Raw genomic sequence first — 13825 nt, 5'->3', positions numbered from 1 at the left:
AACTTGATCATTCAAACAAGTACCCGTTACCACAGACGACGGGCTTGCGGATCCAAGCATGCAGCCAACGGCCACAAGCGGCTGGCTGTTCAGAGCACAATCGGGGAGGGGTATGGCTGACCAGGCTGGGGATAAAGCATTCCTGCAATTCACCAACGTCAAGAAGACCTACGACCACAAGCATCTGGTGGTCAAGGACTTCAATCTGGATGTGGCCAAGGGCGAATTTATCACCCTGCTCGGCCCCTCCGGCTCGGGTAAAACCACCTGCCTGATGATGCTCGCCGGGTTCGAGGACGTGACCAGCGGCGAAATCCTGATCAACGGTCGCTCGGTCACCAGCATCGCGCCCTACCAGCGCAATATCGGCATGGTGTTCCAGCAGTACGCGCTGTTCCCGCACATGACCCTGCGCGAGAACCTCGCCTACCCGCTGAAGATCCGCAAGCAACCCAAGGACGTGATTCGCGCCAAGGTTGATGAGTACCTGTCGCTGGTCGAGCTGCTGGATTTCGGCAACCGCTTCCCTGGCCAACTCTCCGGCGGCCAGCGTCAGCGCGTGGCCCTGGCCCGTGCGCTGATCTTTGCCCCGGACATCGTGCTGATGGACGAACCCCTCGGCGCGCTGGACAAGAAACTGCGCGAGCAGATGCAGTTCGAGATCAAGCGCCTGCATGAGCAGCTCGGCTTTACCGTGATCTACGTGACCCACGACCAGACCGAAGCGCTGACCATGAGCGACCGCATCGCCGTGTTCAACAACGGCATCGTCCAGCAGTGCGCGCCGCCCCACGTGCTCTACGAGCGCCCGGCCAACCTGTTCGTCGCCGACTTTATTGGCGAAAGCAACAAGCTCAAGGGCGTGATCGAAAGCGTCGGGGCCGACAACGTACAGGTACGCCTGGATGACGGCGGCCTGGTCAGCACCCTGAAAGCCAACTGCACCGAAATCGGCCAACCCACCACAGTGTCGATCCGCCCGGAAAAACTCAGCTTCACCGACCGCCTCGGCAGTGCCGGCAATCAGGTCATGGCGCGCTTCGTCACCCGGCATTACGTCGGCGAATACATCCGCTACCACTTCGAAACCGCCGGCGGCACCGAGTTGGTGGTGAAGAACATGAACGACAGCAGCGCTCCGCAACTCAGCGCCAAGCAAGAAGTCGCCCTGGCCTGGCTACCGCAGGACAGCCAGGCCCTGGATCGCCCCGCCGTCAGCACACCCTGACCCCATAACTAGAAGCAGAAGCAATGGAGCACAGCAATGGCTAGAACACTGACCACCCGCTTTTCCACCTTCGCCCTCGCCGCAGCCCTGGGCACGGCAAGTTTTGCCGCCAGCGCCCAGGAAACCCTGACCGTGGTGTCATGGGGCGGAGCCTACGGCGCCGCACAACAGAAGCACGTGATTGACCCCTTCCAGAAAGACACCGGCAACAAGGTGCTGTTCGAGGACTACACCGGTGGTGTGGCCGAGATCAAAGCCCAGGTCGAGTCCGGCAATATCCAGTGGGACGTGGTCGACTTCGAAGTGATCGACCTGGAGCGTGCCTGCTCCGAAGGCCTGCTGGAAAGCATCCCGCGCGACATCCTGCCGCCCGGTATCGATGGTGTGCCAGCCGAGAAGGACTTTATCCCCGAGGCCCTGGCCAGCGACTGCGCGGTCGGCAACATCGTCTGGTCGGTGGTCTTCGCCTACAACGAGAAGACCATCGGCGGCACCAAGGCCGCGAGCATCGGCGACTTCTTCGACACCAGCAAAATCCCTGGCAAGCGCGCCCTGCGCAAACGCCCGCAAGTGAACATGGAATGGGCGCTGCTGGCCGATGGCGTGCCACCGGGCGAAGTCTATGACGTGCTGTCGACGCCGGAAGGCCAGGCCCGCGCCTTTGCCAAGCTGGACACCATCAAGAAGGACATCGTCTGGTTCGACTCTTGGTCGCAAGCTCCGCAACTGCTCAACGACGGCGGTGCCGTGCTGGTGCAGTCGGCTAATGGCCGCTTCTATGACTCCATCCGCCAGGAGAACAAACCCTTCGTCATCGTCTGGGACGGCCACGTCTACGACCTCGACGCCTGGGCCATCGTCAAAGGCTCGAAGAAGAAAGACCTGGCGCTGAAATTCATCGCCTACGCCACCGGCTCCACCCCACTTGCCGGCATGCCGGACGTGGCCTACGGCCCGACTCGCAAATCGTCCATGCCGCTGGCTGACCAGAGCGCGGCCCCGCACCTGCCAACCGCACACCTGGATAAAGGCATCCAGGCCGGTTCGGACTTCTGGGCTGACTATGGCGAATCCCTCGGTGAAAAATTCAACGAGTGGCTGTTGAAGTAACCCGCCATGCCCCCTCTCTTCAGGGAGAGGGGGTCGGCTCTGCGGAGTAACACCTTGTCCTCTCTGACCCGCTCCGAAGCCAGCCAGGCCTCCAGTGCACGCAACAAGAAGCGCCTCACCGCCTTTCTGTTCGTCGTGCCGCTGCTGGTGTTTATCCTGCTGTCCTTTGTCGCCCCGATTGCCAGCATGCTCTGGCGCAGCGTCCATCACCCGACGGTGGCCGCAATGATTCCGCTGACCCTGCACGAACTGCAACGCTGGGACGGCAAAGCCACACCTGATCAACAAACCCTGAGCGTGTTCGCCCAGGAACTGCACGCGCTGGCCAAAGAGCGCCAGTCCGGCAAACTGGCCGAAGAGTTCAACCGCGCTTCGGCCGGCATGTCCAGCGTGGTCAAAGCCAGCGCCCGCAAGCTCAGCCGCCTGCAGGCCGAACAACTCGAGCAGCAGGGTGCTGAAATTCTGCTCAAGTCGCACCGCAACTGGAGCAAGCCGGAAATCTGGTACGCCATCCAGCGGGCCGGCAAACCCTATACCTATGATTACTACCTGACCGCACTCGACCTGGAGCTACACCCCGAGCAAGGCATTCAGGTACGCGAAGACACACAAATTTATCTACAGCTGTACAGCAAGACCCTGAACATGGCGCTGGTCATCACCCTGTTCTGTGCCCTGCTCGGCTACCCACTGGCCTACTACCTGGCCGGCCTGCCGGAGAACCGCGCCAACCTGCTGCTGGTGCTGGTGTTGCTGCCGTTCTGGACCTCGCTGCTGGTGCGCACCACCGCCTGGATCGCGCTGCTGCAGACCAACGGCGTGATCAACTCCTTTCTGCTCGGAATCGGCGTGATCGGTCAACCCATCGAGATGCTCTACACCTCGTTTGCCACCGTGGTGGCGATGACCCACATCCTGCTGCCGTTCATGATCCTGCCGTTGTACAGCGTGATGCGCGGGATTGACCCCAGCTACCTGCGTGCCGCGCTGTCACTGGGCGCACGGCCGATTCCGGCCTTTGCGCGCATCTACTTCCCAATGACCCTACCGGGCCTGAGCGCCGGGGCGCTACTGGTGTTCATCATTTCCGTGGGCTACTACATCACCCCGGCGCTGGTCGGCGGCACCGACGGCCAGATGATCAGCAACATCATCGCCTTCCACATGCAACGCTCGAACAACTGGGAACTGGCCGCCGCGCTGGGCTCGCTGCTGCTCGGCCTGATCCTGCTGCTGTACTGGCTGTACGACCGCTTTGTCGGCGCCAGCAATATCAAACTGGGCTAAGGAACTGACCATGAAGATTCCCGCCTACTACGGCTTCTGGCACCACATCGGCGCCTGGCTACTGAAAACCAGCTCCTGGCTGGTGCTGCTGTTTCTGATCCTGCCGATCCTGGTGATCATCCCGTTGTCATTCAATGTCGAGCCATTCTTCAGCTTTACCGAAGGCATGCTCACCCTGCAGCCCGAGGCCTATTCACTGCGCTGGTACACGGCCATATTCAACGACGACAAGTGGCTGCTGGCGATCAAGAACAGCTTTCTGATTGGTCTCTTTGCCACCCTGATTGCCACTGTGCTCGGCACCTGCGCGGCGGTCGGTCTGGCCCGCGACGATATGCCCGCGCGGCGGCTGATAACCGCCCTGCTGCTGTCGCCGATGATCGTGCCGCTGATCATCACCGCCGCCGGCATGTTCTTCTTCTATTCCAACCTGGGCCTGGCCGGTAATTACCTCGGAGTGATCATTGCTCACGCCGCGTTGGGCACACCGTTTGTGATCATCACCGTAACGGCCACTCTCACCGGTTTCGACTACAGCCTGGCCCGCGCCGCGCTGAATCTGGGGGCCACGCCGCTGCGGGTGTTCTTCGACATCATCATGCCGCTGATTCGCCCCGGGGTGATTTCCGGCGCGCTGTTCGCCTTTATCACCTCGTTCGACGAGGTGGTGGTGATCCTGTTTATGGCCGGTCCGCAGCAGCGCACCATCCCGCGGCAGATGTTCTCGGGCCTGCGCGAGCAGATCAACCCAAGCATCCTGGCCATCGCCACCTTGCTGATCCTGGTGTCCATCGCCCTGCTGGTGACCATCGAGCTGCTGCGCCGCCGCGCCGAGCGCATGCGCGGCATCGAACAGATCAGCTAACACACCCGCCAAAACCGCGCGCCGCTGAGCGCGCCGGCCTTCCTTGCGAACGCGCCAAGGGATTAGAATCGGCCCTCTCCTGCCCTATCCAGGCGGACCTTGTAGCCCAGCCACGCCAGCGCCCACCCCGCGTCAGGCAGCGCCCCGGCCCGACAAATGCGCACTTGCGTTTGCCTTGGACCTGAACCCGGCTCAACATACGCATCAACAGCCCGTTGCCCGCACAGCGTTATTGCTTGTGCACGCGTGACCTGAATAGCCTTTGCAGGATTTATCGCCATGCCTGATTACCGCTCGAAGACCTCCACCCACGGCCGCAACATGGCCGGTGCCCGTGCCCTGTGGCGTGCCACCGGGATGAAGGACGAAGACTTCAAGAAACCGATCATCGCCATCGCCAACTCCTTCACCCAGTTCGTGCCCGGCCACGTGCACCTGAAGGACCTCGGCCAGCTGGTCGCCCGCGAGATCGAGAAGCATGGTGGCGTAGCGAAAGAATTCAACACCATCGCCGTGGACGACGGCATCGCCATGGGCCACGACGGCATGCTCTATTCGCTACCAAGCCGCGAGATCATCGCCGACGCCGTCGAGTACATGGTCAACGCCCACTGCGCCGACGCCATCGTGTGCATCTCCAACTGCGACAAGATCACCCCAGGCATGCTAATGGCCGCCCTGCGCCTGAACATCCCGGTGATCTTCGTTTCCGGCGGACCGATGGAAGCCGGCAAGACCAAACTGGCCAGCCACGGCCTGGACCTGGTCGACGCCATGGTCATCGCCGCCGACAGCACCGCTTCGGATGAAAAAGTCGCCGAATACGAGCGCAGCGCCTGCCCGACCTGCGGCAGCTGCTCCGGCATGTTCACCGCCAACTCGATGAACTGCCTGACCGAAGCTCTGGGCCTGGCCCTGCCGGGCAATGGTTCGACCCTGGCTACTCACAGCGACCGCGAGCAGCTGTTCCTCACCGCCGGCCGCACCATTGTCGAGCTGTGCAAACGCTACTACGGCGAGAACGACGCATCGGTACTGCCGCGCAACATCGCCAACTTCAAGGCGTTCGAAAACGCCATGATGCTCGACATCGCCATGGGCGGTTCGACCAACACCATCCTGCACCTGCTGGCCGCCGCCCAGGAAGCCGAGATCGATTTCGACCTGCGCGATATCGACCGCCTGTCCCGCGTCGTGCCGCAACTGTGCAAGGTTGCGCCGAACATCCAGAAGTACCACATGGAAGACGTGCACCGCGCGGGCGGCATCATGAGCATCCTCGGCTCGCTGGCCCGTGGCGGCCTGCTGCACACCGACCTGCCGACCGTGCACAGCAAGTCCGTGGCCGAAGCCATCGCCAAGTGGGACATCACCCAGACCAACGATGAAGCCGTGCACACCTTCTTCAAGGCTGGCCCGGCGGGCATCCCGACGCAGACCGCGTTCAGCCAGTCGACCCGCTGGGACACCCTCGACGACGACCGCGAGAACGGCTGCATCCGCAGCTTCGAACACGCCTACTCGAAAGAGGGCGGCCTGGCCGTGCTGTACGGCAACATCGCCCTCGACGGCTGCGTGGTGAAAACCGCCGGTGTGGATGAGTCGATCCACATCTTCGAAGGCAGCGCCAAGATCTACGAGAGCCAGGACAGCGCCGTGCGCGGCATCCTCGCCGACGAAGTGAAGGAAGGCGACATCGTCATCATCCGCTACGAAGGCCCGAAAGGCGGCCCGGGCATGCAGGAAATGCTGTATCCGACTTCTTATCTGAAGTCCAAGGGCCTGGGCAAAGCCTGCGCCCTGCTCACTGACGGCCGCTTCTCCGGCGGCACCTCGGGCCTGTCCATCGGCCATGCGTCCCCGGAAGCGGCTGCCGGCGGCGCCATCGGTCTGGTGCGCGAAGGCGACAAGATCCTGATCAATATCCACGAGCGCAGCATCAATCTGCTGGTCAGCGATGAAGAGCTGGCCGCACGCCGCGTGGAACAGGACAAGAAGGGCTGGAAGCCGGTGGAACAGCGCCCGCGCAAAGTTACCACGGCGCTCAAGGCCTACGCCCTGCTCGCCACCAGCGCCGACAAAGGTGCTGTACGCGACAAGGCACTGCTGGAAAAACTGGTGCAATAAGCCAGTCCGCAACACGCAAAAGCCCGGCTCAGTGCCGGGCTTTTTTGTTGTTAACTGACGCCCATATAACGCCCGGCGCGGTGGTTGATCGCCAGCACCATGTTCAGTGCCAGCGCGCCGAGAATCGACAGCGCCACCTTGTCCAGCGGCACAATCAGGACCGCCCCCAGCACGATCAGCACATCAATAGCCATCTGCACCTTGCCGGCGCGCAGGCCGAAACGCTCCTGCAGGTACAGCGCGAGGATATTCACCCCACCGAGGCTGGCGCGGTGGCGGAACAGCATCAGCAAGCCCAGGCCCATGGCGAAACCACCGAACAGCGCGGCATACACCACGTTGAGGTGGGTGAAGCCAATCCACTGCGGCGTCAATTCGGCCAGCAGCGAGACCATCCCCACCGCGCAGAAGGTGCGCAGGGTAAACGGCCAGCCCATGCGCCAGATGGCCAGGGCGTAGAACGGCAGGTTGATCAGAAAGAACACCAGCCCAAACGGCCAACCGAGCAGGTACTTCAGCAGAAAGGCCAAACCCACGGTGCCGCCGGTTAACAAGCCGGCCTGGCTATAGAGGGTGATCCCCAACGCCACCATGGCCGTACCCAACAGCAGCGCCAGGCCATCTTCCCAGAGCGGGTGGCGAATAAAGATCGCGGCAATACGATCCGGCTCGGCGTGATCGGCATCAGCGTCATGCATGAGGAACAACCTGTAGAGGGCAAACGGCAATAGACAGCGTAGCGACCAGCAAGAACGGCGTAACGCCACGCAACAACGACACGCAAGGTGGCATGCCATGTCGGCAACCACCCTGGCGCAGATCAATGCAGCAAGGGATTCAGCCCGGATGGACTATTTGCGGTCCCACACCTCGAACACATAGCCCGGTGTTTCCAGGCCTTCCGGGTGTTCAATGGCGGATGACAGGTGCCAATCAGCCTCGGCCACGTCGGGGAAGTAGGCATCGCCCTGGGGGCTGATACCAACGCGGGTCAGGTACAGGCGATCAGCCTGGGCCAGCCCCAGCTCATAGAGTTGCGCACCACCGATCAGCATCAGCTCCTCGGCATCTTCCTCGCGTGCCCAGGCTTCAGCGCGTTCGAGCGCAGCATCAAGACTGGTGAACACTTCCGCGCCTTCCAGCTGCAAGCCAGGCTGACGGCTGACCACCAGATTAAGCCGGCCCGGCAACGGCCGACCGAGGGAATCCCAGGTCTTGCGCCCCATGATGATCGGCTTGCCCAAGGTCAGCGCCTTGAAGTGCTTGAGGTCCGCCGGCAGGTGCCAGGGCAGTTGGTTATCGCGGCCAATCACGCGGTTTTCCGCGAGGGCAGCGATCAGGCAGAGGGGCAGTGAATTTTTCATAGGCGCGAGAATACCGACTCCGTGGCAATCATTGAAGCCTTGGCGGGCTTCAGACCTATGCGTCCTGCCGCTTGCTGACCACGCGATTGCGCCCCTGCTCCTTGGCCAGATAGAGCGCAACATCGGCCAGGCGCAGGGCATCGCCAAGGTCCTGATGAGGTTGTGGCAATAGGTAGGCCATGCCGATACTCAGCGTGACCACGCTGGCGGCATCAGAACGCACATGCTCGAGCTGCAGTGCTTCGATGGCCCGGCGGATATCTTCCAGGATCGTCAGCAATTGCTCCTCACCAAGGCCATACCAGATACCGACAAACTCCTCGCCGCCATAACGTGCAGCGCAGTCCAGCGGCCGCCGGGCATGCTCACCGATCACCCGGGCGATCTGGCGCAGTGCCTCATCACCCGCCGCGTGACCATAGTGGTCGTTGTAGCGCTTGAAGAAGTCCACATCCATCATCACCACGCCCAGAGCCTGCTTGTCGCGCTGGGCCTGACGCCAACTGCGCTCGGCACGTTCACTGAAGGCGCGGCGGTTAAGCAGCCCGGTGAGAAAATCCTTCTCGGCCAGATCCTGCAGCAGCCCGTTGGCAAGGAAGTTCTGCCGCGTGGCGTATTCCAGGGAATAACAGCCCACTGAGCCAATAATGTTGGCCAGCGCCAGGAACAGGGCATTGCTCAGCAACAACTCGCCGGCCAGGCCGAGGCTCAGCTCCACCGCCACATAGGCCAGAAAGGTCAGCCAACCGCACAATACGGCGGTGGTAAAACGCAGCCCGGTGAGAAAGTAGAAGAATACGGTGACCAGAATGATGCCCTCATAAGGCAGGGCAAAACTGTGGTAACGGGCCAGACCGATAATGCCCGCCACCGCCAGCCCGCAGAGCAGCGCCACAACGCCGCCGATCAATTGCAGGTGGTCGCGCAGCCCCGGTCGGTAGGTCGCCAACCAGGCCAGCAAGAGCATCGGCTGGATTACGCCCAGGCGCAGGGTCAGTATCTGCCCGCGCAGGGGATCCGGCAGGTTGATCGCATCGATCAGCACAAACAGCAGCGCCAGCAAGGTCGCCACCAGCAAGGACCAGCGCATGCGCCGCAGAAACACGTTGGCGTGGTAGCGCTTGAACGCCTGCTCAAGCTCGGCATCAAACGACAGCGTGCGAAAGCCCTGCTGATGCTGACGCAGATAGGGCGAATCCTGACTGACCCATTCCAGGTGCGGTAATTTCACGATGGCTCTCGCTTTTATTGTTATCGGTTGCACGGCCGCAATGCGCCATAACAGCGCCTCCACTGCCAGCCTAGCCGGGCTGAGCGCTGGAGTACACCGCCCGCATACTGTGCCACGCACTGGCGGCTGCGGTTATGCTGTGTTTTCCACTCGCCAATGGAAGCCCGTGTGAGCCCACTCGACAAACCAACGCACAACCGCCTGCTGCGTCTATGGCTGTGCGAAGCCCTGCGCTTGCGTGAAGAGCATGCCGGCCCACTGGAAGACAGCGAAGCCAACCGCCATGCCCAGCAGGCTGCCAGCGACCTGTCGGCACGCATCGAAGCCCGCGCCCTGTGGCTGGCCAACCGCGACGGCCTGCTGCACGCGCAGCAACACTGGCTGCAAGGCGCACGCCTGGCATTGACTCTGCTGGTGTTGCTGGCCCTGCTCAGCGGTGCCGGCCTGGCTCTGAGTGCATTGGGCGATGGCCAGCGCCCGGTCAATGTGTTCTGGGCGCTGGGCAGCCTGCTTGGCCTGCATCTGCTGTTATTGCTCGGCTGGTTACTGGGTTTGCTGCTAGGCGGTAAGCAGGCTGGCGCGCTGGGCCGGTTATGGCTGTGGCTGAGCGAAAAACTGGCCCGTGATGCCCGCGCCGCCCAACTGCCCCCCGCACTCCTGCTGCTGTTGCAGCGCCAGGGGCTGAATCGCTGGCTGTTGGGGTTGCTGGTACATAGCCTGTGGCTGGTCGCTCTACTCAGTGCCCTGCTGATCACACTGGCCCTGCTGGCCACCCGGCGCTACGGCTTTGTCTGGGAAACCACTCTGCTGGGCAGCGACACCTTTGTCGGCCTGACTCATGCCCTGGGCGCCATTCCGGCGCTGCTGGGATTTGCCGTGCCCAGCGCCGAGATCATCCGCGCCAGTGGCGATGCCGCCCTGCCCATCGAAGCCGCGCGGCATGCCTGGGCCGGCTGGCTGCTCGGCGTGCTGTTGGTCTTCGGTATCCTGCCACGCCTGCTCTTGGCGCTGTTCTGCCTGTGGTGCTGGCAAGCCGGGCAGAAGCGCCTGCAACTGGACCTCAGCCTGCCCGGCTACAGCCTGCTGCGTGAACGTCTGCAACCAAGCAGCGAACGCCTCGGCGTGTGCGATGCAGCGCCAGCACAGTTGTACCAACCCCAGGCTGGCAACCACAGCGCAGGTAGCCAAGGCGCGCTGCTGGTTGCAGTCGAGCTGGATCCACAACGTAGCTGGCCACCCGCTTTACCCAAGAACGTCGGCGATGCTGGGGTGATCGACAGCCGCGAACAGCGCAACCAGCTGCTCGACCAACTCAGCCGCTTCCCGCCGGCGCGCCTGCTGATTGCCTGCGACCCACGTCGCTCGCCGGATCGTGGCAGCCTGGCGCTGCTCGGTGAACTGGCGCGCAGCGCAGCCGCCACACGCATCTGGTTGCTGCCCCCGCCGCCCGGTGAAGCCCTCGACAGCGCGCGCCTGAGCGACTGGCACCGCGCACTGGAGCACCTGCAACTGAGCTACAGCGACAGTGCGTCGTTCAGTTGGCTGGAGCATGGCCATGACTAAAGCCCTGAAGCTCGCCGTGGTCGGCCATACCAATGTCGGCAAGACCTCGCTGCTGCGCACCCTGACCCGCGACGTCGGCTTCGGCGAGGTGTCCCACCGCCCCAGCACCACGCGCCACGTTGAAGGCGCGCGGCTGTCGGTGGACGGTGAGGCGCTGCTGGAACTGTACGATACGCCCGGTCTGGAAGACGCCATCGCCCTGCTGGACTATCTGGAGCGTCTGGATCGCCCCGGCGAACGCCTGGACGGCCCCGCGCGACTGGCGCGTTTCTTGGGCGGCAGCGAAGCACGCCAGCGTTTCGAGCAGGAAGCCAAGGTGTTGCGCCAACTGCTGGCCTCGGATGCCGGCCTCTATGTGATCGATGCGCGCGAGCCGGTGCTGGCCAAATACCGCGATGAACTGGCGGTGCTGAGCATGTGCGGGCGACCCTTGCTGCCGGTGCTGAACTTCGTCAGCAGCAGCCAGCACCGCGAGCAGGAGTGGCGCGATGCCCTGGCCCGCCTCGGCCTGCATGCCCTCGTGTGTTTCGACAGCGTGGCGCCGCCACTGGATGGCGAACGCCGCCTTTACGACAGCCTGGCGCTGCTACAGGAAAAGGCCCGACCACAACTGCAGCGGCTAATTGACGATCACCTAGCGCAACGCCAACTACGCAAAAGCAGCGGTGCGCGACTGATCGCCGAACTGCTGCTGGACTGCGCCGCCTGCCGGCGCAGCGTGGCGGCGCAAGCGGTGCTGGAACAAGGCGCCATCCGCGACCTGCATCAAACCATTCGCCAACGCGAGCAACGCTGCGTGGAAGCCCTGCTGCGTCTGTATGCCTTCCGTCGGGACGACGCCAAGGCCGGCGACCTGCCGCTGCTCGACGGCCGTTGGGGCGACGACCTGTTCAACCCGGAAACCCTCAAGCAGCTCGGCATCAATATCGGCGGCGGTATGGCGGCGGGCGCGGCCACCGGGGTGGGCGTCGATCTGCTGGTCGGCGGCATCACCCTTGGCGCGGCGGCGCTGATCGGCGCCGTGCTCGGCGGCAGCGCGCAGACTCTGCGCGGCTATGGCGCGCGGCTGAAAGGCAAACTCAAGGGCCAGCGCGAGCTGACCGTGGACGACGCCGTACTGCGCCTGCTCGCCTTGCGCCAGCAGCAGTTGCTGTACGCACTGGAAGCCCGTGGCCATGCCGCCGTCGAGGCTATCAACCTGAGTACGCCGCAGGACAACAGTTGGCGTGAAGGCAAACTGCCGGAGGCCCTGCACAAAGCCCGCGCGCATCCCGAATGGTCATCGCTGAATCCCGGCGCAATGCTGGAAGACAGCGAACGTCAGGAGCAGGTAAAGCAGTTGGCGGCGGAATTGCTCTAACTGCTCAAGACGTCGCGGCTAAAGCCCCTCCCACATGGACAGCATCTATCCGTGGGAGAGGCTTTAGACGCGAATCAAACAGCGCAGATTAGACCGCGACAGGCGCCGGGATATGCGGATGGGCTTGGTAACCAACCAGCTCGAAGTCCTCGAACTTGAACGCCAGCAGGTCCTTCACCTCGGGGTTGAGCTTCATCACCGGCAGCGGCAGCGGCTCGCGTGAGAGTTGCAGATCGGCCTGCTCGATATGGTTGGCGTAAAGGTGACAGTCGCCGCCGGTCCAGATGAAATCTCCAGGCTGCAGGCCGCAGACCTGAGCCACCATGAGCGTCAGCAGCGCATAACTGGCGATATTGAACGGCACGCCCAGGAAGATGTCCGCCGAGCGCTGGTAGAGCTGGCAGCTCAACTTGCCGTCTGCCACGTAGAACTGGAACAGCGCATGACACGGCGGCAGGGCCATCTGCTCGACCAGCGCCGGGTTCCAGGCCGAGACGATCAGGCGGCGCGAGTCCGGGTTCTGCTTGATCATCTCGATCAGCTTACTGATCTGATCGATCGACTCGCCGTTCGGCGCCGGCCAGCTGCGCCACTGGTAACCGTACACCGGGCCGAGGTCGCCGTTCTCGTCGGCCCACTCGTCCCAGATGCGCACACCGTTATCCTTCAGGTACTTGATGTTGGTGTCGCCCTGGAGGAACCACAGCAGCTCATGGATGATCGATTTCAGGTGGCACTTCTTGGTGGTCACCAGCGGGAAACCGTCGGCCAGATTGAAGCGCATCTGGTGAGCGAAAATGCTGTAGGTGCCGGTGCCGGTGCGATCCTGCTTGAAGGTGCCGGTCTCGCGCACCAGGCGCATCAGGTCGAGGTACTGCTGCATTACACGGCCTCCTGTGCAGCCTGGCGTTTGTAGGCGTAGGCGATCAGACCCAGGCCACCAAGGATCATCGGCAGGCAGAGGATCTGCCCCATGGTCAACCAGCCGCCAGCCAGGTAACCGAGCTGGGCATCCGGCACGCGGACGAACTCGACGATAAAGCGGAAGATCCCGTAGCACAGGGCGAACATGCCGGACACCGCCATGGTCGGGCGCGGATTGCGCGAGTAGAACCAGAGGATGGTGAACAGCGCTACGCCCTCCAGGGCAAACTGGTACAGCTGCGAGGGGTGGCGCGCCAGTTGCTGCGGATCGGTGGGGAAGATCATCGCCCACGGCACGTCGGTGGCCTTGCCCCAGAGTTCGGCGTTGATAAAGTTGCCGATACGCCCGGCGCCCAGGCCGATCGGCACCAGCGGCGCGATAAAGTCCATCAGCTCGAAGAAACTCTTGTTATTGCGTTTGCCGAACCACCAGGTGGCCAGCATTACGCCGATCAACCCGCCGTGGAACGACATGCCGCCTTCCCAGATGCGCAGCATGCGTGCCGGCTCGGCGATATAGGCGGCCAGATCGTAGAACAACACATAACCCAGACGGCCACCGAGGATCACGCCCATGGCGACCCAGAACACCAGGTCGGAGAGCTTCTCCTTGTTCCAGGCCGCATCGAAGCGCGCCAACCGGCGTGAGGCCAGCCACCAGGCACCACCGATGCCGATCAGGTACATCAGGCCGTACCAGTGGATTTTCAGCGGGCCAAGGGCCAGTGCAACCGGGTCGATCTGCGGGTAAGGCAGCATCAAAAAC

The 13825-nt window shown here is 63.0% G+C and carries 12 protein-coding genes; 7 read left to right on the top strand and 5 right to left on the bottom strand.

The features are described from left to right. Positions 1-112 precede the first annotated feature (112 nt). From ACOCLD_RS04450 to ilvD, 5 genes are all read left to right on the top strand, one after another. The gene (locus ACOCLD_RS04450; protein WP_257776725.1) at positions 113-1228 is read left to right on the top strand and encodes an ABC transporter ATP-binding protein; all 1116 of its coding nucleotides are present in this window, start codon (positions 113-115) and stop codon (positions 1226-1228) included. 36 nt (positions 1229-1264) lie between these two features. After that, positions 1265-2338 (top strand): ABC transporter substrate-binding protein, encoded by a 1074-nt coding sequence (locus ACOCLD_RS04445; RefSeq protein ID WP_392541102.1) that lies wholly within the window; start codon positions 1265-1267, stop codon positions 2336-2338. Positions 2339-2392: 54 nt separating this feature from the next. Beyond that, on the top strand, positions 2393-3625 hold the full coding sequence (locus tag ACOCLD_RS04440; protein WP_422911000.1) for an ABC transporter permease: 1233 nt from the start codon (positions 2393-2395) through the stop codon (positions 3623-3625). A gap of 10 nt (positions 3626-3635) precedes the next feature. Continuing rightward, positions 3636-4490 (top strand): ABC transporter permease, encoded by an 855-nt coding sequence (locus ACOCLD_RS04435; protein WP_422910999.1) that lies wholly within the window; start codon positions 3636-3638, stop codon positions 4488-4490. Between the two features lie 279 nt (positions 4491-4769). Then, entirely contained in the window at positions 4770-6617 is a 1848-nt protein-coding gene (gene ilvD, locus ACOCLD_RS04430; protein WP_422910998.1) for a dihydroxy-acid dehydratase, read from the top strand. Positions 6618-6667: 50 nt separating this feature from the next. Here ilvD and ACOCLD_RS04425 read toward each other — a convergent pair whose 3' ends face one another. From ACOCLD_RS04425 to ACOCLD_RS04415, 3 genes are all read right to left on the bottom strand, one after another. Further along, on the bottom strand, positions 6668-7315 hold the full coding sequence (locus ACOCLD_RS04425; RefSeq protein ID WP_392541106.1) for a YitT family protein: 648 nt from the start codon (positions 7313-7315) through the stop codon (positions 6668-6670). A 153-nt stretch (positions 7316-7468) separates the two neighbouring features. Beyond that, positions 7469-7981 carry a dihydrofolate reductase gene (locus ACOCLD_RS04420; protein WP_422910997.1) on the bottom strand — a complete coding sequence of 171 codons (513 nt, stop codon included), beginning with the start codon at positions 7979-7981 and terminating at the stop codon, positions 7469-7471. A 55-nt stretch (positions 7982-8036) separates the two neighbouring features. Then, entirely contained in the window at positions 8037-9212 is a 1176-nt protein-coding gene (locus tag ACOCLD_RS04415) for a diguanylate cyclase (protein WP_422910996.1), read from the bottom strand. Positions 9213-9368: 156 nt separating this feature from the next. On the opposite strand from ACOCLD_RS04415, the gene ACOCLD_RS04410 reads away from it, so the two are divergent. Then, positions 9369-10775, top strand: coding sequence for a DUF2868 domain-containing protein (locus ACOCLD_RS04410; RefSeq protein WP_422910995.1), 1407 nt, complete (start codon positions 9369-9371; stop codon positions 10773-10775). Beyond that, on the top strand, positions 10768-12135 hold the full coding sequence (locus ACOCLD_RS04405; protein WP_422910994.1) for a DUF3482 domain-containing protein: 1368 nt from the start codon (positions 10768-10770) through the stop codon (positions 12133-12135). Before ACOCLD_RS04410 ends, ACOCLD_RS04405 begins: the two co-directional genes overlap by 8 nt. Positions 12136-12223: 88 nt before the next feature. On the opposite strand, the gene ACOCLD_RS04400 is transcribed toward ACOCLD_RS04405, so the two are convergent. Both ACOCLD_RS04400 and lgt read right to left on the bottom strand, forming a co-directional pair. Beyond that, positions 12224-13018, bottom strand: coding sequence for a thymidylate synthase (locus ACOCLD_RS04400; protein ID WP_422910993.1), 795 nt, complete (start codon positions 13016-13018; stop codon positions 12224-12226). Further along, entirely contained in the window at positions 13018-13818 is an 801-nt protein-coding gene (gene lgt / locus ACOCLD_RS04395; protein ID WP_422910992.1) for a prolipoprotein diacylglyceryl transferase, read from the bottom strand. The genes ACOCLD_RS04400 and lgt overlap by 1 nt, the downstream gene beginning before the upstream one ends. Between the last annotated feature and the right edge of the window lie 7 nt (positions 13819-13825).

The organism is Pseudomonas cimarronensis, from assembly GCF_049331905.1.
GTDB lineage: Bacteria > Pseudomonadota > Gammaproteobacteria > Pseudomonadales > Pseudomonadaceae > Aquipseudomonas.
The sequence above is the reverse complement of the archived record's forward strand: the minus strand, read 5'-3'. Positions and strand labels throughout refer to the sequence as shown.

What these genes read in the sequence shown, in the direction of transcription:
- ACOCLD_RS04435 (WP_422910999.1), top strand. Translation starts at nt 3,636, where the DNA reads ATGAAGATTCCCGCCTACTACGGCTTCTGGCACCACATCGGCGCCTGG.
- ilvD (WP_422910998.1), top strand. Translation starts at nt 4,770, where the DNA reads ATGCCTGATTACCGCTCGAAGACCTCCACCCACGGCCGCAACATGGCC.
- ACOCLD_RS04445 (WP_392541102.1), top strand. Translation starts at nt 1,265, where the DNA reads ATGGCTAGAACACTGACCACCCGCTTTTCCACCTTCGCCCTCGCCGCA.
- ACOCLD_RS04400 (WP_422910993.1), bottom strand. Translation starts at nt 13,018, where the DNA reads ATGCAGCAGTACCTCGACCTGATGCGCCTGGTGCGCGAGACCGGCACC.
- ACOCLD_RS04420 (WP_422910997.1), bottom strand. Translation starts at nt 7,981, where the DNA reads ATGAAAAATTCACTGCCCCTCTGCCTGATCGCTGCCCTCGCGGAAAAC.
- lgt (WP_422910992.1), bottom strand. Translation starts at nt 13,818, where the DNA reads ATGCTGCCTTACCCGCAGATCGACCCGGTTGCACTGGCCCTTGGCCCG.
- ACOCLD_RS04410 (WP_422910995.1), top strand. Translation starts at nt 9,369, where the DNA reads ATGGAAGCCCGTGTGAGCCCACTCGACAAACCAACGCACAACCGCCTG.
- ACOCLD_RS04450 (WP_257776725.1), top strand. Translation starts at nt 113, where the DNA reads ATGGCTGACCAGGCTGGGGATAAAGCATTCCTGCAATTCACCAACGTC.
- ACOCLD_RS04405 (WP_422910994.1), top strand. Translation starts at nt 10,768, where the DNA reads ATGACTAAAGCCCTGAAGCTCGCCGTGGTCGGCCATACCAATGTCGGC.
- ACOCLD_RS04425 (WP_392541106.1), bottom strand. Translation starts at nt 7,315, where the DNA reads ATGCATGACGCTGATGCCGATCACGCCGAGCCGGATCGTATTGCCGCG.